Origin of the sequence: Pseudomonas extremorientalis (assembly GCF_001870465.1) — a bacterium.
Lineage (GTDB): Bacteria > Pseudomonadota > Gammaproteobacteria > Pseudomonadales > Pseudomonadaceae > Aquipseudomonas > Aquipseudomonas extremorientalis.
On sequence record NZ_MDGK01000019.1, the window covers coordinates 1 to 18,399 of the forward strand.

19 protein-coding genes are annotated in these 18,399 nt (G+C 62.7%); 13 read left to right on the plus strand and 6 right to left on the minus strand.

The annotated features are described in order from the left end of the window. The first annotated feature begins 88 nt into the window (after window positions 1-88). From BFN10_RS09875 to BFN10_RS09885, 3 genes are all read left to right on the plus strand, one after another. A complete protein-coding gene (locus BFN10_RS09875) occupies window positions 89-721 on the plus strand; it encodes an N-carbamoylsarcosine amidohydrolase (protein ID WP_058426134.1) in 633 nt (210 codons plus the stop codon). A 161-nt stretch (window positions 722-882) separates the two neighbouring features. After that, window positions 883-2,193 (plus strand): MFS transporter, encoded by a 1,311-nt coding sequence (locus BFN10_RS09880; protein WP_071489532.1) that lies wholly within the window; start codon window positions 883-885, stop codon window positions 2,191-2,193. A gap of 28 nt (window positions 2,194-2,221) precedes the next feature. Next, window positions 2,222-3,298 carry a nucleoside hydrolase gene (locus tag BFN10_RS09885; RefSeq protein WP_071489533.1) on the plus strand — a complete coding sequence of 359 codons (1,077 nt, stop codon included), beginning with the start codon at window positions 2,222-2,224 and terminating at the stop codon, window positions 3,296-3,298. 126 nt (window positions 3,299-3,424) lie between these two features. Here BFN10_RS09885 and pdxR read toward each other — a convergent pair whose 3' ends face one another. Then, entirely contained in the window at window positions 3,425-4,798 is a 1,374-nt protein-coding gene (gene pdxR / locus BFN10_RS09890) for a MocR-like pyridoxine biosynthesis transcription factor PdxR (protein ID WP_071489534.1), read from the minus strand. A 131-nt stretch (window positions 4,799-4,929) separates the two neighbouring features. On the opposite strand from pdxR, the gene BFN10_RS09895 reads away from it, so the two are divergent. The 5 genes from BFN10_RS09895 to BFN10_RS09915 all read left to right on the plus strand — a co-directional run bounded on the left by BFN10_RS09895 (window position 4,930) and on the right by BFN10_RS09915 (window position 11,078). Further along, window positions 4,930-5,406, plus strand: coding sequence for a carboxymuconolactone decarboxylase family protein (locus BFN10_RS09895; protein WP_071489535.1), 477 nt, complete (start codon window positions 4,930-4,932; stop codon window positions 5,404-5,406). Beyond that, window positions 5,399-5,839: a GNAT family N-acetyltransferase gene (locus tag BFN10_RS09900; protein WP_071489536.1), complete on the plus strand. Its 441-nt coding sequence runs from the start codon at window positions 5,399-5,401 to the stop codon at window positions 5,837-5,839. The genes BFN10_RS09895 and BFN10_RS09900 overlap by 8 nt, the downstream gene beginning before the upstream one ends. Further along, the gene (locus tag BFN10_RS09905) at window positions 5,836-6,429 is read left to right on the plus strand and encodes an FMN-dependent NADH-azoreductase (RefSeq protein WP_071489537.1); all 594 of its coding nucleotides are present in this window, start codon (window positions 5,836-5,838) and stop codon (window positions 6,427-6,429) included. Before BFN10_RS09900 ends, BFN10_RS09905 begins: the two co-directional genes overlap by 4 nt. Before the next feature lie 59 nt (window positions 6,430-6,488). Beyond that, a complete protein-coding gene (locus BFN10_RS09910; RefSeq protein WP_071489538.1) occupies window positions 6,489-7,640 on the plus strand; it encodes a MalY/PatB family protein in 1,152 nt (383 codons plus the stop codon). 87 nt (window positions 7,641-7,727) lie between these two features. Beyond that, window positions 7,728-11,078, plus strand: a complete 3,351-nt coding sequence (locus tag BFN10_RS09915; protein ID WP_071489539.1) for a hypothetical protein — start codon at window positions 7,728-7,730, stop codon at window positions 11,076-11,078. A 37-nt stretch (window positions 11,079-11,115) separates the two neighbouring features. Here BFN10_RS09915 and BFN10_RS09920 read toward each other — a convergent pair whose 3' ends face one another. Further along, entirely contained in the window at window positions 11,116-11,331 is a 216-nt protein-coding gene (locus tag BFN10_RS09920) for a TOBE domain-containing protein (protein ID WP_060752785.1), read from the minus strand. 319 nt (window positions 11,332-11,650) lie between these two features. On the opposite strand from BFN10_RS09920, the gene BFN10_RS09925 reads away from it, so the two are divergent. Genes BFN10_RS09925 through BFN10_RS09935 form a run of 3 tightly spaced genes read left to right on the plus strand, consistent with a single transcriptional unit; the run spans window position 11,651 to window position 14,152 of the window. Next, window positions 11,651-12,607, plus strand: coding sequence for an aliphatic sulfonate ABC transporter substrate-binding protein (locus BFN10_RS09925; RefSeq protein WP_071489540.1), 957 nt, complete (start codon window positions 11,651-11,653; stop codon window positions 12,605-12,607). Window positions 12,608-12,617: 10 nt separating this feature from the next. Continuing rightward, entirely contained in the window at window positions 12,618-13,439 is an 822-nt protein-coding gene (locus BFN10_RS09930; protein WP_071489541.1) for an ABC transporter permease, read from the plus strand. Continuing rightward, on the plus strand, window positions 13,436-14,152 hold the full coding sequence (locus BFN10_RS09935; RefSeq protein WP_071489542.1) for an ABC transporter ATP-binding protein: 717 nt from the start codon (window positions 13,436-13,438) through the stop codon (window positions 14,150-14,152). The genes BFN10_RS09930 and BFN10_RS09935 overlap by 4 nt, the downstream gene beginning before the upstream one ends. On the opposite strand, the gene BFN10_RS09940 is transcribed toward BFN10_RS09935, so the two are convergent. The 3 genes from BFN10_RS09940 to BFN10_RS09950 all read right to left on the minus strand — a co-directional run bounded on the left by BFN10_RS09940 (window position 14,149) and on the right by BFN10_RS09950 (window position 16,291). Further along, on the minus strand, window positions 14,149-15,066 hold the full coding sequence (locus BFN10_RS09940) for a FecR domain-containing protein (protein ID WP_071489543.1): 918 nt from the start codon (window positions 15,064-15,066) through the stop codon (window positions 14,149-14,151). The two genes, BFN10_RS09935 and BFN10_RS09940, sit on opposite strands and share 4 nt — an antisense overlap. After that, entirely contained in the window at window positions 15,063-15,581 is a 519-nt protein-coding gene (locus BFN10_RS09945; RefSeq protein ID WP_071489544.1) for a sigma-70 family RNA polymerase sigma factor, read from the minus strand. Before BFN10_RS09945 ends, BFN10_RS09940 begins: the two co-directional genes overlap by 4 nt. 92 nt (window positions 15,582-15,673) lie before the next feature. Continuing rightward, window positions 15,674-16,291, minus strand: coding sequence for an LbetaH domain-containing protein (locus tag BFN10_RS09950; protein ID WP_071489545.1), 618 nt, complete (start codon window positions 16,289-16,291; stop codon window positions 15,674-15,676). Window positions 16,292-16,404: 113 nt separating this feature from the next. On the opposite strand from BFN10_RS09950, the gene BFN10_RS09955 reads away from it, so the two are divergent. After that, the gene (locus tag BFN10_RS09955) at window positions 16,405-17,370 is read left to right on the plus strand and encodes a threo-3-hydroxy-L-aspartate ammonia-lyase (protein ID WP_071489546.1); all 966 of its coding nucleotides are present in this window, start codon (window positions 16,405-16,407) and stop codon (window positions 17,368-17,370) included. Continuing rightward, window positions 17,367-17,747 carry a RidA family protein gene (locus BFN10_RS09960; protein WP_071489547.1) on the plus strand — a complete coding sequence of 127 codons (381 nt, stop codon included), beginning with the start codon at window positions 17,367-17,369 and terminating at the stop codon, window positions 17,745-17,747. The genes BFN10_RS09955 and BFN10_RS09960 overlap by 4 nt, the downstream gene beginning before the upstream one ends. Here BFN10_RS09960 and BFN10_RS09965 read toward each other — a convergent pair. Next, window positions 17,735-18,361 carry a helix-turn-helix transcriptional regulator gene (locus BFN10_RS09965; protein ID WP_071489548.1) on the minus strand — a complete coding sequence of 209 codons (627 nt, stop codon included), beginning with the start codon at window positions 18,359-18,361 and terminating at the stop codon, window positions 17,735-17,737. The two genes, BFN10_RS09960 and BFN10_RS09965, sit on opposite strands and share 13 nt — an antisense overlap. Window positions 18,362-18,399 lie beyond the last annotated feature (38 nt).

Genomic DNA, 18,399 nt, shown 5'->3' on the forward strand with positions numbered 1-18,399 from the left:
GCAGCCCAACGCGGGGCAAGCCCGCTCGCCACAACAAGCTCGGTCACCACAAGGTAAGTGCACTGTCCAGAAATGAGGGGGTTAAACGATGAGCGAACAATCCGCCGACGCCAATTACCAGGGCGTATGGGGCAACCGCATCGGCTTTGGCAAAAAGGCCGCGCTGTTGATGATCGACTTCATGCAAGGCTACACCACCGAAGGCGCGCCGCTGTTCGCGCCGGGTGTGGTCACGGCCGTGGCTGAAAGCGTGGAGCTGCTGGCCAGCGCACGCCAGCACGGGATTGCAGTCGTCCACACCAATATCCGCTACCATCCCGGCCATTTCCTGGATGGAGGCATATGGGTCAAGAAGGCCCCGGTGATGAAAGACATGGTCGAAGGCAACCCACTGGCCGCGTTCTGCGCCGAGGTACTGCCCCAGGCCGATGAAGTGGTGATCACCAAACAGTACGCCAGTGCGTTTTTCGGCAGCAGCCTGGCGCCGATGCTGCATGCACAGGGCATCGACACCGTGGTACTGGCCGGTTGTTCCACCAGTGGCTGCATCCGCGCCACGGCGGTGGATGCAGTGCAACACGGGTTTCGCACCATCGTCGTGCGCGAATGCGTCGGCGACCGGCACCCGGCCCCCCATGAAGCCAATCTGTTCGATATCGACAGCAAGTATGGCGACGTGGTGAGCAAGCAGGAGGCGATGCGCAAATTCAGGGAGCAATAAACGGTACCGAGAATCGCGCCATAGAGTGCGGTCTCGCCTAAAACTGGGGTACACGCCCCAGTCTTCTGACACTGCCTTTGGACGTCGCTTCTACAGCACTCCGAAGTGCTGGAACAAAAGCGGCTGTATAAAAACCATAAGTCACCGCCAGGAGACACCCCATGCCCATTGCGAATGCAGCGCCGGCGACCACGGTCGCCGATCCCGTCAACACGCTTTACCACAAGATCACCTGGAAACTGATTCCGTTCCTGTGCTTCTGTTATCTGGCCGCCTATCTGGACCGGATCAATATCGGTTTCGCCAAATTGCAGATGCTCGACCAGTTGCAGTTCAGCGAAACCGCGTTCGGCCTCGGTGCCGGCCTGTTCTTTGTCGGCTACATCATCTTTGAAGTGCCAAGCAACCTGGTGCTGGAACGGGTCGGCGCGAAGATCTGGATCGCGCGCATCATGATCACCTGGGGCCTGCTCTCGGCCTGCACCATGCTGGTCACCTCCACCACCCAGTTCTACATCCTGCGCTTTCTGCTCGGCGCGGCCGAAGCGGGCTTTCTGCCGGGCGTGCTGTACTACCTGACCACCTGGTTCCCCACCCACCGACGGGGGCGCATCATCGCGCTGTTCATGATCGGCCTGCCGCTGTCCAGCGTGATCGGCGGCCCGCTGTCCGGCTGGATCATGGGCCATTTCGACCACATCGGCGGTCTGCGCGGCTGGCAGTGGCTGTTCCTGATCGAGGCGGTGCCCAGCGTATTGCTCGGCGTACTGACCTTCTGGGCGCTGCCCAACACCTACCAGCAAGCCAAATGGCTGTCGGACGAGGAAAAGGCCCTGCTGGAAACCGAACTGCACAAGGACGACGCCGATGGCACCGCCAGCAAGCACAGCTTCCGCGACGGGTTCTTCAACCTCAAGGTGTGGATGCTCGGCGGTATCGACTTCTCGATCCTGCTCAGCGCCTACGCCATGGGTTTCTGGATGCCGACATTCATCCGCAACGCCGGGGTCACCGACACCTTCCATATCGGTGTGCTCACCGCCTTGCCGAGCGTCGCCGCCCTGCTCGGCATGCTGTTGATCGGCGCCAGTTCCGACAAACACCGCGAACGCCGCTGGCACATCATCGTGCCGTTTTTCATCGGCGCGGCGGCGATGGCCACCAGCACCTTCTTCACCCATAACGTAGCGGCCACCGTGGCGCTGTTCGCGATTGCCTCGGCGGCGATCATCGGCGCGGTGCCGGTGTTTTTCAGCCTGCCGGCGACGTTCCTCAAAGGCACCGCGGCGGCCACCGGCTTTGCCCTGGCCTGTTCGGTGGCGAATATTGCCGGTCTGGTGAGCAACTCGTTGATGGGCGTTGCGATTGACGTCACAGGCAGCAGCGCGGGTGCCTTGTGGTTTTTCGCCGGCTGCCTGATTCTCAGCAGCTTCCTGGTCATCGCCTTGCCGGCGAAACTGGTGAACCGTTGATAATCCCAATTATTCCGGATGAACCACCATGCAAGGCTTCTTGAAACGCTGTGCGTTGCTTGTGGCGGTCGGCCTGTGTGCCGGCACCGCGCAGGCGGCGGAAAAGGTCATCTTCGACACCGACTTCAATGTGCTCAACGATGACGGCCAGGCCTTCATCATGCTCGCCCAGCTGCATGCGCAAAAACGCATCGAGCTGCTGGGCATGACCCTGGTCAGCGGCAATGCCTGGGTCGACCAGGAACAGGTCGACGCCCTCAAGGCCGTGGAACGCATGGGCGTGGAGAAAGAGGTGGGCGTCTACTCCGGTGCCGCCTACCCGCTGCTGCACGACTACGCCACCTTTGATGCGCAACAGGCGCTGTTCGGCGCCGGCTGGCCGGGGGCGTTCAAACACCCTCGCCCTACGTCGCCTTCGCAGTTGGTCGCACCACCGGACGGCCTGGCCACCCACACCCCATTGCGCAAGGAAACCGCCGCGCAGTTCATCGTCGACAGCGTGCGCGCCAACCCGCACCAGGTGACGATCCTGGCGGTCGGCCCGCTGACCAACGTCGCCCTGGCGATTCGCTCGGCGCCGGATATCGTGCCGCTGATCAAGCGCATCGTGTACATGGGTGGCGCCCTGGAGATTCCGGGCAACACTACGCCGGCAGCGGAGTTCAACTGGTGGTTCGACCCGGAGGCGGCAAAGATCGTGTTGCGCTCACCCATCGAGCACGTGATTTTCCCCAACGATGTGTGCGAGAAAGTCACCTTCGACAAGGCGGTGTACCAGCGCGTGAGCGCCCAGAAAGGCCCGATTGCCGACCTGTACAAGCATGAATTCGGCCCGCTGTTCGACAAGGACCCGAGCTACCACAGCTTTACCTGGGACAGCTTGCCGGCGCTGTACCTGGTCAACCCCGGGATCGTCACCGAGTCCCGCGACCTGTGGGTGGATGTGGACGCCACGTTCGGCGCCGACTACGGCCGCGCACTGGGCTACGCCAAAGGTGCCCCGGTAGGCACGCAGAAGGCCAAGGTGGTGTTCGGTGTCGACCAGAAAAAATTCTGGGATGGCTACGTCAACCTCGTGACCCTGCCGACGCCGGTCAAGCACTGACCGGCCAGCGCAAAGACGAACACTGCACCTGTGGCGAGCGGGCTTGCCACAGGGTATATATCGTCGGTTATACCTAAAGACCTTGAAAGGGCTGATGCCAAGAGTGGAACCATAAGCCGCCATTACCTAAATAAGGGATATGCACCCATCAATCACCTCACGCAAAACCACTACAATCCCCACCGCATCCGACATAGACGCCACATTGGTAAACCCCATCAACACCCCCTGCCCCCGCCCAGCCTCAAGCGTCCAGGAAGACAGTGCCTGCACGGCCAACCCCGCTCTACCAGCGGCCTCAGCCACGACAAGGTCCGGCACATCCACCACCAACCGCGCCAGCAAATTAATCCCGCCCGCCTGCTCATCCACCCGCAGATACCCCGCACAATGCACGCGCAACGCCTCCACCAGATATGCCCTGCGCTGCGCATACAACTGGCGCATCTTCTTCAAATGCCGGGTGAAATGCCCCTGCTCGAGAAAATCCGCCGCCGTCAATTGCAACAGCTGCGCCCCACGCTGCTGCAACGCCTCGGCCGCACGCTCAAACGCTGACACCAACGACACAGGCACCACCAGATACCCCAAGCGCAACCCCGGGAACAGCATCTTGCTGAAACTTCCGGCATAGATCACTCGGTCATCCGTATCCTGGCTCTTGAGCGCCGCCAAAGGCTGCCCGCGATAGCGAAATTCACTGTCATAGTCATCCTCTACCACCCAACTGCCCTGCTCTCGCGCCCATTCCAGCAAGGCCTGCCGCCGCAGCGGGCTCAACGCCACACCCAAGGGGCTCTGGTGCGCCGGGGTGACTATCGCCAGTCGCGCCCCACGCCCCCGTGCAATGCCCTGCGCGACATCCAGCCCATCGCGATCCACCGGCACCGGCACCAGTTCCACACCGCGATGCCTCAACAACTGCCGCGCATGCAAGTACCCGGGGTCTTCGAACCAGCAGCGCTGCCCCGCCATCGCCAGCGTTTCGCAGACCAGGGTGAGGCCACCCGCATACCCGGCACACACAAACACCTGCTGGGGCGTGCACTCCACGCCGCGATACAACGCCAGGTAGCTGGCAATCGCCACACGCAGCGCCTGGGTGCCGCGCACGTCGCCCATCGCCAGGCTGTCCGCATCGGTGCGGCGCACTTGCTGGGTCACCAGGCGCGCCCACAATTTGCGGGGGAACGCATCCAGGGCGGGCAGGCCCATTTGCAACGGCCGAGGGCCTGAAGTCACCGGCAGCGCAACCGGCATGGGTTTCACCGACACCTGCGGCAGCGCCTCGGCAATCACGGTCCCCGCTTGCCCGCGCGCCTCGAAGAAACCTTCGCTGACCAGCAGTTGATACGCCGCCTCCACCGTGCCCCGCGCCACCTTGAGCTCCTGGGCCAGCGCCCGCACCGAGGGCACGCGCTCGCCGGCGCGCAATTGGCCCTGGTCGATGGCCTGGCGAAAACGCCGGTAGATTTCCTGGTATTTGGGCAGTGACGACATCGCAAGTGGCTCGGCGGGAAGACAGGCCGAAGTCTGATCATGTCCCAACCCACTTGTCCAATCATGCCCCTGTCAGGCCACCCGGCCAGCCACGAAAATGGCGCATCTCTTCACCGCAATAAGGATCGCCCATGAAACACCGTCTCGACTACGCCCTGGCCGCCCCCGCCGGTTATAAAGCCCTGGGCTCGGTGCACAGCTATATCCACGGCTGCGGCTTGGAAAAAGAACTGATCGACCTGGTGTACCTGCGAGTCTCGCAACTCAACGGCTGCGCCTATTGCCTGGATAGCCATTCCCGCGACCTGCTCAAGCTGGGCGTAAGCCTGGAAAAAATCATGCTGCTGGCCGCCTGGCGCGAAGGTCTGCCGCTGTACACCCCGCGTGAGCAGGCCGCCCTGGCCTGGGCCGAAGTGGTGACGCCGGTCGCGCAAACCCAGGTGCCGGATGCGGATTACGCACAGGTCGCGGCGGTGTTCAGCGACAAGGAAGTCGCCGACCTGACCCTGGCCATCGGCTTGATGAACGCCCTCAATCGCGTGGCCATCAGTTTTCGCAAAGTGCCGGCGGCAATCAAGGCTCACCTGGAGAACCACGGCCATGAATGAACACGTCGAGTTCGTCCAGATGGAAACCGAGGCCGATTGCGTCGCCAGCTTTGCAGTGATGCAGCAGCTGCGCCCGCACCTCACCGACGCCAAGGCGTTCGCCGAGCAAGTCCAGCGCCAACGGCAAAACGGCTATCGCCTGCTCGCCGCGCGGGAACACGGCCAGGTGATCGGCCTGGCCGGCTACCGGTTGACCGAGAACACCCTGTATGGCCGCTTTATCTACGTCGATGACCTGGTGGTAGACACCACGTTGCAGCGGCGCCGCCTCGGTGAACGACTGCTTGACCACGTGCGTGACGAAACCCGCACCCACGGCTATCGCTGGCTGGTGCTGGACACCGGCATGCACATGGCCCTGGCCCAACGTTTCTATTTCCGCCAGGGCCTGTTGCCCCTGGGCATGCACTTTTCCCAGGACCTCAGCCAATGACTCGCGCCCTGCTCCTCGGTTTCAGCCCCCACGGTAAAGCCGCGCAGACTTTCAAACTGGCCCGTGCCCTGTTGCGCGACCTGGTGCCGCACGCCACGGTGACCGAGCGTGACTACGGCGGCCAGGCGCTGCCGCCGCTGACCCGTGAATATGCCAACGCACTCACCACAGCGGGGGGCTTGAGCGGCAAGGCGACGGCACTCTCGGAACAGTTGATCGTGGAACTGGAAGCCTGCGACCTGCTGATCCTGTGCACCCCGGTGCACAATTTCACCGTGCCGGCGGCGCTCAAGGCCTGGATCGACCACGTGGTACGCATCCAGCGCAGCTTTACGGTGAATGCGCAATTGGCCAAGGTCGGCTTGCTGGAGGACCGGCGCACCTTTGTGCTGGTCAGCTCGGGTAACGCCCGCAAAGGCCATGAACCGGACTTCCTTACCCCGTACATGACCGCGATCCTGGCGACGGTGGGTATTGAGTCGGTAGATTTTGTATACCTGCCGGCCATGGTGCGCGGTGAAGAAGCGGTCAATCGCGCGCTGGAACAGGCCCATCGGCAACTGTCGCTCGCAATCAGCTCTGGCCTATAAAAATAATGGCGCTAGAATCAGCGCCATTCCTGCGCCTGACGCCCTGATACGAGCCCCCCATGAGCTTTGATTTCGACACGATCCACCCACGCCTCGGCACCGGCAGCACCAAGTGGAACCGCTACCCGCAAGACGTTTTGCCGATGTGGATCGCCGACATGGACATCGCCGCCCCACCCGCCGTGCTGAAGGCCCTGCACGCACGCCTCGACCAACAGGTGCTGGGCTACAGCGTCGCGGGGCCGGATGTGCGCGAGGCGATCATTGCCGACCTGTGGAACAAGTACGCCTGGCGCGTGCAGCCGGATGAGTTGCTGTTTTTGCCGGGTGTGGAGCCGGGTTTCAATATGGCGCTGCATGCATTTGTAGAGCCGGGCCAGCCGGTGGTGCTGCAAACCCCCAACTACCGGCCGATCCGCCTCGCGCCGGGGCACTGGAACCTGCCGCGCATCGAAGTGCCGTTCGAGTTGGTCAACGGCGAATACCTCACGCCACTGCCAGCAATGCGCCAGGCACTGACCGGCGCCGGCGCGCTGTTGTTGAGCAACCCGCACAACCCCATGGGCAAAGTCTTCCCTCGCGATGAACTGCTGGCCGTGGCCAATGCCTGCCTGGAACAGGGTGCGCTGATCATCTCCGACGAAATCCACGCCGAGCTGTGCTTCGACGGTCGCCGCCATATCCCCACCGCCAGCCTCAGCCCCGAGATTGCCCAGCGCACCATCACGCTGATGTCGGCGAGCAAGGCCTATAACGTCGCCGGCCTGAAGACCTGCTTTGCCGTGGTGCAGAACGCCGAGATCCGCGAGCGTTTCAACCAGGCCCGTTGCGGCATGGTCGACAGCGTCAGCCCCCTGGGCCTGGAAGCCACCCGCGCCGCCTACAGTGAATGCGCCGACTGGCTCGATGCCTTGGTGCAGTACCTGCAAGCCAACCGCGACTACCTGCTCGACGCCGTGCAGACCCGCCTGCCCGGCGTGGTCATGCATGCGCCGCAAGGCACCTTCCTGGCCTGGCTGGATTGCAGCGCGTTGGGCCTGGATGACCCGCAGCAGTTCTTCCTGGAACAGGCCAAGGTTGGCTTGAGCGCAGGGATCGAATTCGGTGACGACAGCCAGCAATTCGTGCGCCTTAACTTCGGCTGCCCACGGGCGATGCTGGAGGAAGGCTTGCAGCGCATGGAGCGCGCCCTGCGTCACCGCCAAGCCTAATTCACAATTTTTCGCAACGCGTGCCGAACGCCTGCTGTTACTGTTTTTGCCGATACGCCCCACCGGTAACAGCAGGAGTTTCATGGCATGACGACCCAGCCCCTCGATCGCTCGTCCGACCCCAAAGTCCTCCCCCGCACGCCGCCCAAGTCCGGCGCGCAGTTCCATGCGTTGCTCAAGCAAAGCGCCAACAACAAGAAGGTCGAGGCCCAGGACAAGACACCATCGGGGCTGGAGGCCAGTAAAAAAGACGGCTATGAGCTGGCCGCCAAGGATGCCACGCCGCCAGAGACGTTGGCCGACTACAAGGCCATCGGCCCGCCCGATGAAGTCGGCCCCGGGTTGATCCGTTATGAAACCCAGGACGGCAAGAAAGTCATCGTCAGCGAACAGGACAGCCCCGAGCTGTTCAAGCAGGTCAGCCAGGATTTCAAGGCACTGACCGGCGTGGTCGCCAGCCAGAATGCCGGCTACCAGAGCCTCGGCGCCGACGGCACTGCGCCGGGCAAACTCGCCGATTACAAATCCCTCGGCCCACCGGATGAAACCGGACCGGGTGTGATCCGCTACGAGACCCAAGACGGCACCAAGGTCGTCATCAGCCAGCGTGACAACCCCGAAGCCTTCCAGAAAGCCAAGGACGCCTATGCCAGCTTTACCGGCCTGTCCAGCAGTGAAGACGCCGGGTACAAGCGCGCCAGCGACAATGAAGTGTGGCCGCCCTACGCGGGCACCACGGTGGGCCCTGTGGATGAAGTCGGCCCGGGCCTGATCCGCTTTGAAAGCAACGGCCAGAAAATGGTGGTGGCCCGCGACGACAACCCCAAGCTGTTCGACTACCTGGCAGGCCTGCACGCGGTCTACACCGACCCCGGCAAGAAAGCCGTGGTGGAAGGCGAACTGAACAACGGCGCGGTACTGGCCGATGCCAACACCCCGTTGCCGGGCCTGAACGACTACAAGAACTTCAGTTGGAACAACGACCAGAAAGACCACATCCTCACCTACGAGCTGCATGACGGCACCAAGGTGGTGGTGTCGTCCGACGTCAGCCCCGAGCTGTTCAAGAGCGTCGCCACCGCCAATGACACCTGGGCCAAGATCCACACCAGCGAGGGCGAAGGCTACAAGCTGGCCGGGCCGAATGACTTCCTGAAAAACACCGATATCACCTTCGGCTCCCCGGATGAACTGGGCGACGGCCTGATCCGCTATGAAACCAGCGAAGGCAAGGTGATCGTCTCCAAGGAGCTCAGCCCGCAGCTCTACGACGACGTGGCGGCCAAGTGGGAAGCCTGGAGCGCCAGCTCGGTGGACGACACCCGCGCCAAGCACAACCTGCCCAAGGCCGACGACCTGGATGTGCTGAACCTGGACACCGGCGTGCACGCCGATGAAAAGGACGATAAATCGCCGACCCTCAGCGTCAGCGAGCTGGCCACCACGCAACTGATCGACACCTACCGCGAAGGTGTGAAGAACGGCTCGATCCCCAAGGACGACCCGCGTGCGAAGCTGGTCCGGGCCCTCGAAGCGCAAGCCGCGTACCAGAACGGCCATGGCATCACCGGCTACGAGGAAGCCAAGCGTCCATTCGGCACGACTTGGCGCGAGTTCGATGACAAGCAGACCGAGCTGACCTCGGCCGACATGCACGACATCATCGACGGCAAGGCCGTGCAGAAGCAGATCGGCGAACTGTTCAACGACCCCACCGTGCAGGCCGACTACAAGTCGAAGATGGACGAGGCGATCAACAAGCTGCCGAACAAGGACGAGATCAAACAGAAGCTGCTGGACCTCACCTCCAACCCGGACTACGTGCTGTACCTCAAAGACCTGCAAAGCCAGGGCAAGACCTACGAGGCGCAGAAAGACCTCAGCGACACCCTGACGTCGCTGTCGCTGTTCGACCCGGCGGCCGCCAGCAAAGCCGCGCAGAACATCCAGGCGGACGGCTTGACCACCGACCTGAATGCCATTCTGTCGGACCCGAGCAAAATCTCCGACGAGAACAAGGAGCTGGCGACCAAGGACCTGTTCGGCCTGCTCAAAGGCGTGCTCAAGGGCAACGTGCTGGACTTGCCGCGCCGCACCCAGGAAACCCTGGAGAAATTCCTCAACGAAGGCCTGCAAGGCAAGGAAAAATCTGCCGCCGTCACCAAGGCCCTGGAAGAGCTGGGCGCCGTGTATCAGAAAAACGGCGTGATCAGCGAAGCCGACCTGAAAACCGCCCTGAGCAAACCCTACATCCCGGTGGCCGATCGCGGCATGCTCGGCGAGGTGTTCAACACCCTCAACAGCAAAGGCATCCTCGGTTCACTGGGCGCCGGTGTGAGCCTGTTTTCCGGGATTTACCAACTGGTGGGCAAAGGCGGCAAGCTCGGCGAAACCCCAGCGCAACGCATGACCATCGCCAAGGACTTCCTGAGTTTTGCCGGCGGCTCCAGCCACTTTGTGCGCCTGGGCGACAAGATCGGCGAGAGCCTGGGCAAAGGCGGCCTGGTGGATTTCCTCGGGCTGGACAAGACCCTGCCGGAGATCTGGGGCAAGACCGGCATGCAGGAGCCGAACTTCGAATTCCGCGTCAGCGAACTGCCCTCGGATGTCAAAGCCAAGATCGCCACGGCCCTCGATGCGGTGCCGGACAGCCAGTACGACGGCATCGCCAAGATGTTCGGCGAGGGCGACAAGGCCGTCACCGAGGCCACCGAAGGCCTGGCCACCCACCTGGATGACGGCCTGGCCGCTGCGGGCGCGGCTAAGCTCGGCGCGTCCAAATCGGCAAAGATCGCCGGTTCCGTGATCAAGGTGCTGGGCCCGGCCACGGACATTGCCGGCGGTTTTGCCGACATCGTACTGGGCGCACTGGCGATCAAGAGCGGCGTGAAGGACAAAGACCCCTTGGCCCAGGCGGCCGGCGGCCTGCAAGTGGCCGGCGGTGCGTTCGGTGCATCGGCCGGGGTACTGGGGGCTGCGGCGCTGTTTGGCGCGGGCACGGCGGCGGCGTTGACCGGGCCGTTGTTCCTGGTGGGTGTGGTGCTGGCGGTGGTCGGCGGGATCATCGGCTACTTTGTCGACCACAACAAAAAGCAGAAGGCCACCGAGAAGGAAAACGACTGGTACCGCGACCTGGCGGGCGACGGTCTGTTGCAGGACAACTGGGCCGACAAGGTCGAATACGCCCACTACGAAATCCACCATTACGGTGGCCGTGACGCACCGACCGACGACAGCATCTTCCGCTTCCAGCAATCGGAGTGGGAACACTTCGACCAGACGCCACAAAAAGGCGGCTCGTCGAGCAACCGCCTGGATGGCGGCTTGCACAAGGGCTACAAGGACCCGAACGAGAAACCCAAGAGCCTGCCGACGGATGCGCCGCCGGAGAGACCGCAGCCGCATCCACCGGGTGGCAGTGGACCGAAGATCGCTTGAGTCATGCCAGCCCCCGCCTGAGTGCGGGGGCTGTCATTTACAACTTGGCGATGGACACTTCGGTGGACTTCACAAAGGCAATCACTTCACTGCCCACTTTCAATTCCAGATCACGCACCGAACGGGTGGTGATCACCGATGTGACGATGCCGGACGCGGTCTGCACGTCGATTTCCGACACCACTTCCCCTTGCAGGATTTCCTTGATCACGCCCTTGAACTGGTTGCGCACATTGATGGCTTTAATGGTCATGTCGGCTTTCCTTCAGGCTGTTGGGTCAATCCGCACGAATGCGCAGGCCCTCAAAATGCGCCATCGACGAAGATATTAAAAGGAATATATATCTCTTTATTTATTCTTTATTGATATATAAAAGCTGTTGCACCATAAACAGCTGATCAACAGTTTGCCCTCTCCCACCACAGCCCTTCCCCCTCGAAGCCCCCGTGATTAGCCGTCAAAAGCCAATGGCACAGAGACTGCATATTCTTTAAAAGCATGATGGAGCATGCGGTTTTATTTTTCTGAATATAAGAAAAACCTTCTCTCAACGCCTTGCCGGAGCTGTTCCATGACCCCCTTCACCCAACGTCTATTGGGCGCCTGCGCTCTTGCCCTGTGCCTGCAACCGCTGGCCCACGCCACCGAAACCGATCCAGCCGAAGTCAACCTGGACTACGCCTACTACTCGCCTGTCAGCCTGGTGCTCAAGCATTTCGGCTGGCTCGAACAAGCCTTGCCGGACTCCAAAGTGGGCTGGGTATTGAGCCAGGGCAGTAACCGGTCCCTGGAATACCTCAACAGTGGTGGCGTGGATTTCGCTTCTTCCGCCAGCCTGTCCGCAGTACTGAGCCGCGCCAACGGCAGCCCGATCAAATCGGTGTACGTCTACAGCCGCGCCGAATGGACCGCCCTGGTGGTGCGCAAGGATTCACCGCTCAACAGCGTCACCGACCTCAAGGGCAAGAAAATCGCCGCCACCAAAGGCACCGACCCGTACCTGTTCACCTTGCGCAGCCTGCAAAAGGCCGGGCTGAAAAAGGACGACGTGGAACTGGTGCACCTGCAACACCCGGACGGCCGCACCGCCCTGGAAAAAGGTGACGTGGATGCCTGGGCCGGTCTCGACCCGCACATGGCCGCCAGTGAAATCCAGGCTGGTTCGCGCCTGCTGTACCGCAACAAGGACTTCAACAGCTACGGCGTGGTGAGCGTCACCGAGAAGTTCGCCAAGGCTCATCCGCAAACCATCACCAAGGTCATCGGCGCCTATGAAAAAGCCCGGGACTGGGCGGTCAAGCACCCGGATGAATTTGCCAGGCTACTGGCCGACGAGTCCGGCCTGCCGTTGGAAGTGGCCAGGCTGCAACTCTCGCGTACCGACCTGAGCACGCCGTTCTTGAGCAGCAAGGACGTGGTGTCGTCCAAGGCCGCCGCACCGATCCTGGTGTCCGAAGAGTTGGTGCGCAAAGGCGTGAATGTGGACCAGGTGATCGACCAGTTGATCGACACTTCGTTCGGCCACTGAGGAGCACGTGATGACCAGCAAAACCCAAGCAGTGCCTCTTGCCACGCCCTTGGCGCTCAATCGCAGTGCCTGGCCGAGGCGCCTCAAGGGCCTGGTGTTGCCGGTGCTGATCCTGCTGGTGTTGGAGGTAGTGGTTCGGGTGGGCTGGCTGCCGTCCTACCAGATGCCGGCGCCCAGCGAAATTGCGCTGACCCTCACCGACCTGGCCGAAGGTGCACTGTGGAAACACGTCAGCGCCAGCCTCGGCCGGGTAGTGCTGGGGTTCGTCATTGGTGCCAGCCTGGCGTTGGTGTTTGCCGCCTGGGTGGGGTTGAGCCGTGAAGCCGAGGCCTATCTGGAACCGACCTTCGCCGGCTTGCGCTCGATCCCCAGCCTGGCCTGGGTGCCGCTGTTGCTGCTGTGGTTGGGCATCGACGAAACCTCGAAGATCGTACTGATCGCAATCGGCGCGTTTTTCCCGGTGTACCTCAACGGCGTGGCGGCCATCCGCGACATCGACCGCAAGCTGGTGGAAGTCGGGCAGATGTACGGTTTCAGTCGGCGGCGCCTGGTGCGTCGTATCCTGTTGCCGGCCGCCCTGCCTGGCCTGTTCACCGGGTTGCGCAGCGGCTTGAGCCTGGCGTGGATGTTTCTGGTGGCAGCCGAGTTGATCGCGGCCACCAAAGGCTTGGGTTACCTGCTCAGCGATGGGCGGGAGACCTCGCGGCCGGACATCGTGCTGGCGGCGATCATCGTGTTGGCGCTGCTGGGCAAGGTCAGCGATGGCCTGCTCGCCGCGCTGGAAAAACGTTGCCTGGCCTGGCGCGATACCTTCCAGGGAGCAGGGCAATGAGCGTGCGAGCGTTGTTGGATATTCATGTAGCGCGCAAGCGTTTCGCCGACACCACCGTGCTGAAAGACGTACGCCTGGCCCTGCAACCTCGCGAAGCCGTGAGCCTGCTGGGCCCCAGTGGTTGCGGCAAAAGCACCTTGCTGCGCATCGTCGCCGGCCTGGAACAGGACTTCCAGGGCGAACTGCGCAGGCCCGACGGCGAAGTCGCCTTTGTGTTCCAGGAACCCCGACTGATGCCCTGGCTCACAGTGGAACAGAACATCGGTTTCAGCGACGACAACCATTACGACAGGGCCTGGGTCACGCAACTGATAGAGGAAGTCGGCCTCAAGGGCTTTGCCCAGGCGTTGCCCAAGGCATTGTCCGGCGGCATGGCGCAGCGAGTGGCCATCGCACGCGGTTTGTACTCACGCCCACAGGTATTGCTGCTGGATGAACCGTTCAGCGCGGTAGACGCGTTTACCCGCATGAAGCTGCAGGACCTGCTGCTGCAACTGGCCGAACACCATGCCATCGCCTTGTTGCTGGTGACCCATGATGTCGACGAGGCGTTGTATTTGAGTGATCGGGTGCTGGTGATGGATAACCGGCCGAGCAGCATTCGCCAGGCGCTTGCAGTGGAATTGCCACACCCCAGGGACCGGCGTGATCCGCGGCTGGCGCAACTGAAAGCGCTGTCACTGACGGCGTTGCAGCAGGCACACGTGATCTAGGCGATCTTGCGCAAGGTCACCCAGTACCGCGTCCGCGCTTGCACCTCGAGCCCCAGGGTCTGGGCCAGCAGGTTGAGGATGCGGTCAGTGTCGTCCAGGCGAAAACTGCCGGTCACTCGCAATGTTTCCAGGCTCGGATCCCAGCGCAACACACCGGGACGATAACGTTCCAACTCCCGTAAAAAGTCGCCCAGTGCCTGGTTCTGTGCGGTCAGCACGCCGTCGCGCCAGCCCGGTTGCAACACATCGAACGGAGCCCAGGCGCCGAGCCCGTCGGCTTGCAGCGAGGCTTGCCGACCACCCGGCAACGTCACCATTTGCCCGTTCAAGTCGCGTACCTGAACCGAGCCCTGGAGCACCGACACCAGACAACCCTTGGCCATCTGACGGACACACACCTCAGCCTGGCTGACCCGCAACTCGCCATAGCGGGTCTGCACCGTCATCGCCGCTGGCCCTGGCACATTCAGCGCCAGCTCACCGTCCACCAGTGTGATGCGCCGCTGTGCAAGGTCCATGTCCACCGCTGTCGCCGTGTTGAGCTGCAAGCTGCCGCCATCGGCCAGGGTCATGCGCCTGCGCTCGCCGGTGGCGGTGTGCAGGTCGGCGCGCCACGCCTCGATGGGCAACTGGCGGCTGACCAGCCAGGCCGTCGGCACCAAGGCTGCGATACCCAATGCACGCTTGAGCACCGCGCGCCGCCCCGGTTGCGGACGGTCGAGGCTGGCCATCGCCAGGGCCTGGGGCAAGTCACTGAAACGCTGGCGCAGGGTCTGGGCTTTTTGCCAGGTCTGCTCGTGCTGGGGGTGGCTGTCTCGCCAGTGCTGCAACGCGGCGTGGTCACGCTCGGTGGCCGCGCCGGATTCGAGCAGCGCCAGCCATTGGGCAGCGGCGCGGGCGACGTCACGGCTCACAGGTCCACCAGCAGGCAATGTTCGTAGGCCTGGGCCATGTAGCGTTTGACCGTGCGCTCAGACACCTCGAGCCGATCGGCGATGGCCCGATAGCCCAGGCCTTCCAGCTGGCTCCACAGGAAGGCACGGCGCACCAGCACCGGCAAGCCATCGAGCAACTCGTCCAGGGCTTGCAGGGTCTCGAGCACCAGCCAGCGCTGTTCGGGCGATGGCACGCAGGCTTCCGGCAGGCTCGCCAGGGCGTTCAAATAGGCCTGCTCAAGGCTGCGTCGCTGATGGAAATTGACCAGCAGGCGTTTGCCGACGGTCACCAGATAAGCACGCGGCTCCTGCATCTGCGCAATCGGCTGGGCGCTGGCGAGTACGCGCAGGAACGTATCCTGGCTCAGGTCGGCAGCATCCCAGGCATTGCCCAGGCGCCGGCGCAGCCAGCTTTCCAGCCAACTGCGATGGTCGCGGTACAGGCTCGACAAGGTCAGTTCGGGGGCGTGGGTCGGAACAACAGCATCATTCATGGCAAGCGACCTGCACGGCGCGAGTGAGTCTCAAATGAGATTCATTCTATTTAATATCGCGCTGACTGACCATGATCTTTTCAACACTGTGTTTATAGGGAGGCTTCAGCATCGAACACCTGCCCACGCCCCACCACACTCCCCGGCTTGAGCACCGCCCCCGGCGCCAACACCCCATTGGCGCCGATACGGCACTGGTCGCCGAGCAACGCGCCAAACTTGTCGCAACCGGTACGCTGCAAGGTGCCGTCGACCCGCACTCGCACCTCCTTGTCATCACGCTCGTTACGGTAGTTGGCGACGATGCTTCCCGCCTCCAGGTTGATGCCGTGCCCCAGCACCGAATCACCGACGAAATTGAAGTGCGCCAGCTTGCTGCCGCTGAACATGAAGGAGGTCTTCAACTCGGCACCCGGGCCGATGATGCAGTGTTCCTCCAGCCAGCAGCCGCCGCGCAGCAGCGAACCGCTGGCGATAAAGCAATGGGCGCCGATGATCAGGGGTGGCTTGAGCAGCGCACCCGGTTCGACGGTGGCGGTACGGTGGATGGCGATCTCATCCTGGATGACGTACTGATCTGCCGGCAGTTCGGCCAGGAGTTGGCGAACAACGGCAGGCGCTTGGGCGGCCAGCGCCCAGGGCGCGAGGTCAGCCCAGGGTGCAAGAGGAGAGTGGGCGAAGTCTGAAATATAGTCGGTGAGGCGGATCAATGTTGAATCCTCCGGCGGTCAGAGAAGTGCAAAACGCTAACATGCGCACACCAGGCTTTACTGTTTGTCTTGTTATGGATATTTTATCCAGATCAGTCAATGAGGTCCGTCCCATGCCATTGCCGACTTACCAAGATGTCATCGCCGCCGCCCAACGCCTTGACGGTGTCGCCCATCACACCCCTGTGTTCACCTCGCGCACCCTCGACGCACTGACCGGCGCCCAAGTGTTCATCAAGTGCGAAAACCTGCAACGCGCCGGTTCCTTCAAGTTCCGGGGTGCGTTCAATGCCCTGTCGCAGTTCGATGCACAGCAGCGCAAGGCCGGGGTGGTGGCGTTCTCGTCCGGCAACCACGCCCAGGGCATTGCTCTGGCGGCGCAGATGCTGGGCATGCCGGCAACCATCGTGATGCCCAACGATGCGCCGGCGGCCAAGGTCGCGGCGACCCGTGGCTACGGTGCCAGTGTGGTGCTGTATGACCGCTTCAGCGAAGACCGCGAACAGATCGGCCGCGACCTGGCTACCGAGCAGGGCCTGACCCTGATCCCGCCCTACGACCACCCGCATATCCTTGCCGGGCAAGGCACCGCCGCCAAGGAACTGCTGGAGTTCACCGGCCCGCTGGATGGATTGTTCGTTGGCCTGGGTGGTGGCGGCATGCTCTCGGGCACGGCGTTGTCGACCCGTGCCCTGGCGCCGGATTGCCAGCTGTACGGCGTGGAACCCGAAGCCGGCAATGACGGCCAGCGCTCGTTCCGCAGCGGCAGCATCGTGCACATCGATACGCCGGCGACCATTGCCGATGGTGCCCAGACCCAGCACCTGGGCAACTGCACCTTCCCGATCATCCGCGACCAGGTCAACGACATCCTCACCGTGTCGGATGCCGAGTTGGTCGGCGCCATGAAGTTCTTTATGCAACGCATGAAAATGGTGGTCGAGCCCACCGGCTGCCTGGGCCTGGCCGCGTTGCTCAACGAGGGTGAACGTTTCAAGGGCCAGCGCGTGGGCATTATCGTCACCGGTGGCAACGTCGATATCGAAAAGTACGCCGCCCTGCTCTGCGAGGCCTCATGAACATCATCCAGACCGCCCATGCGGCACAGCCTGCCGGCCATTACTCGCAAGCCATCCGCCACGGCGACACGCTGTATATCTCCGGCCAATTGCCGGTGAGCCCGGATGGGCGGCACAACCTGGCAGCGTCATTTGCCGAACAGGCGCGGATTGCCCTGGATAATCTATTGGCCATCCTCAACGCCGCCGGCGGAACCGCGCAGGACCTGGTGAAGGTCACCGTGTACGTAGCCGGCGTCGAGCATTGGCCGGCCTTCGATGGCCTTTATGCTGCCGCGCTGGGCGAGCACCGCCCTGCCCGTGCGGTGGTGCCGGTGCCGGAGTTGCACCACGGTTACCTGATCGAGATCGAGGCCATGGCGCGCTACTTGGCGTAGGTGTAGACCGCCGCACGCGACACGCCCAGATGGGACGCTACCGTTTCCATGGCCCGGCGGATGTCCAGGCAACCCGAGTCCTTGAGTTCCTGCATCAGCACACGCCGGTCGGCCGTCTTCAGCGCGCGCGGAGTGGTGGCCAGGCGTGCGGCGAACTGATCGATGCGCGCACGGATCACGTCGGCGCCGGAAGGGTCCAGGGACTCGATGAGCTTGTCGCCGCTGACCGAGCCGAACTGTTCGAGCATGCCTTGCAAGCCCCGGAACAAAGAGAGGTCGACGTTCATGCACAAGGCCGCGACGTACTCGCCGCCGGCGCCCTTGATGCCGATCGACGTGCTCTTGACCTGGCGGCCGTCGCTGAACTGGTTCTGGTAGTTGGCGATGACTTGCGGGTAGTCGGGGTCGGCAATGCGCGCCAGGCCCAGCTCGGTGGTCGGGTCGCCCGGTGCACGCCCGGACAAGTTGTTGTGGATGGCCAGGATCGAGTGCCGGGGGTCGCGCAGGTCGTGCAGCACCACTTCGCAGAAGGGGCTGAAGGTCTTGCTCAGGCCTTCGGCGATCTGTTCGAGCTGGCTGATCAAGTGAGTATCGTCGGGAGAGGTGGTTTTCATGCAAGACAACATATCCAGTCCTGGACAGGGCGTCAATT

Coding starts and splice junctions, on each gene's coding strand:
- BFN10_RS09875 (WP_058426134.1), top strand. CDS start 89: ATGAGCGAACAATCCGCCGACGCCAATTACCAGGGCGTATGGGGCAAC.
- BFN10_RS09880 (WP_071489532.1), top strand. CDS start 883: ATGCCCATTGCGAATGCAGCGCCGGCGACCACGGTCGCCGATCCCGTC.
- BFN10_RS09885 (WP_071489533.1), top strand. CDS start 2,222: ATGCAAGGCTTCTTGAAACGCTGTGCGTTGCTTGTGGCGGTCGGCCTG.
- pdxR (WP_071489534.1), bottom strand. CDS start 4,798: ATGTCGTCACTGCCCAAATACCAGGAAATCTACCGGCGTTTTCGCCAG.
- BFN10_RS09895 (WP_071489535.1), top strand. CDS start 4,930: ATGAAACACCGTCTCGACTACGCCCTGGCCGCCCCCGCCGGTTATAAA.
- BFN10_RS09900 (WP_071489536.1), top strand. CDS start 5,399: ATGAATGAACACGTCGAGTTCGTCCAGATGGAAACCGAGGCCGATTGC.
- BFN10_RS09905 (WP_071489537.1), top strand. CDS start 5,836: ATGACTCGCGCCCTGCTCCTCGGTTTCAGCCCCCACGGTAAAGCCGCG.
- BFN10_RS09910 (WP_071489538.1), top strand. CDS start 6,489: ATGAGCTTTGATTTCGACACGATCCACCCACGCCTCGGCACCGGCAGC.
- BFN10_RS09915 (WP_071489539.1), top strand. CDS start 7,728: ATGACGACCCAGCCCCTCGATCGCTCGTCCGACCCCAAAGTCCTCCCC.
- BFN10_RS09920 (WP_060752785.1), bottom strand. CDS start 11,331: ATGACCATTAAAGCCATCAATGTGCGCAACCAGTTCAAGGGCGTGATC.
- BFN10_RS09925 (WP_071489540.1), top strand. CDS start 11,651: ATGACCCCCTTCACCCAACGTCTATTGGGCGCCTGCGCTCTTGCCCTG.
- BFN10_RS09930 (WP_071489541.1), top strand. CDS start 12,618: ATGACCAGCAAAACCCAAGCAGTGCCTCTTGCCACGCCCTTGGCGCTC.
- BFN10_RS09935 (WP_071489542.1), top strand. CDS start 13,436: ATGAGCGTGCGAGCGTTGTTGGATATTCATGTAGCGCGCAAGCGTTTC.
- BFN10_RS09945 (WP_071489544.1), bottom strand. CDS start 15,581: ATGAATGATGCTGTTGTTCCGACCCACGCCCCCGAACTGACCTTGTCG.
- BFN10_RS09955 (WP_071489546.1), top strand. CDS start 16,405: ATGCCATTGCCGACTTACCAAGATGTCATCGCCGCCGCCCAACGCCTT.
- BFN10_RS09960 (WP_071489547.1), top strand. CDS start 17,367: ATGAACATCATCCAGACCGCCCATGCGGCACAGCCTGCCGGCCATTAC.
- BFN10_RS09965 (WP_071489548.1), bottom strand. CDS start 18,361: ATGAAAACCACCTCTCCCGACGATACTCACTTGATCAGCCAGCTCGAA.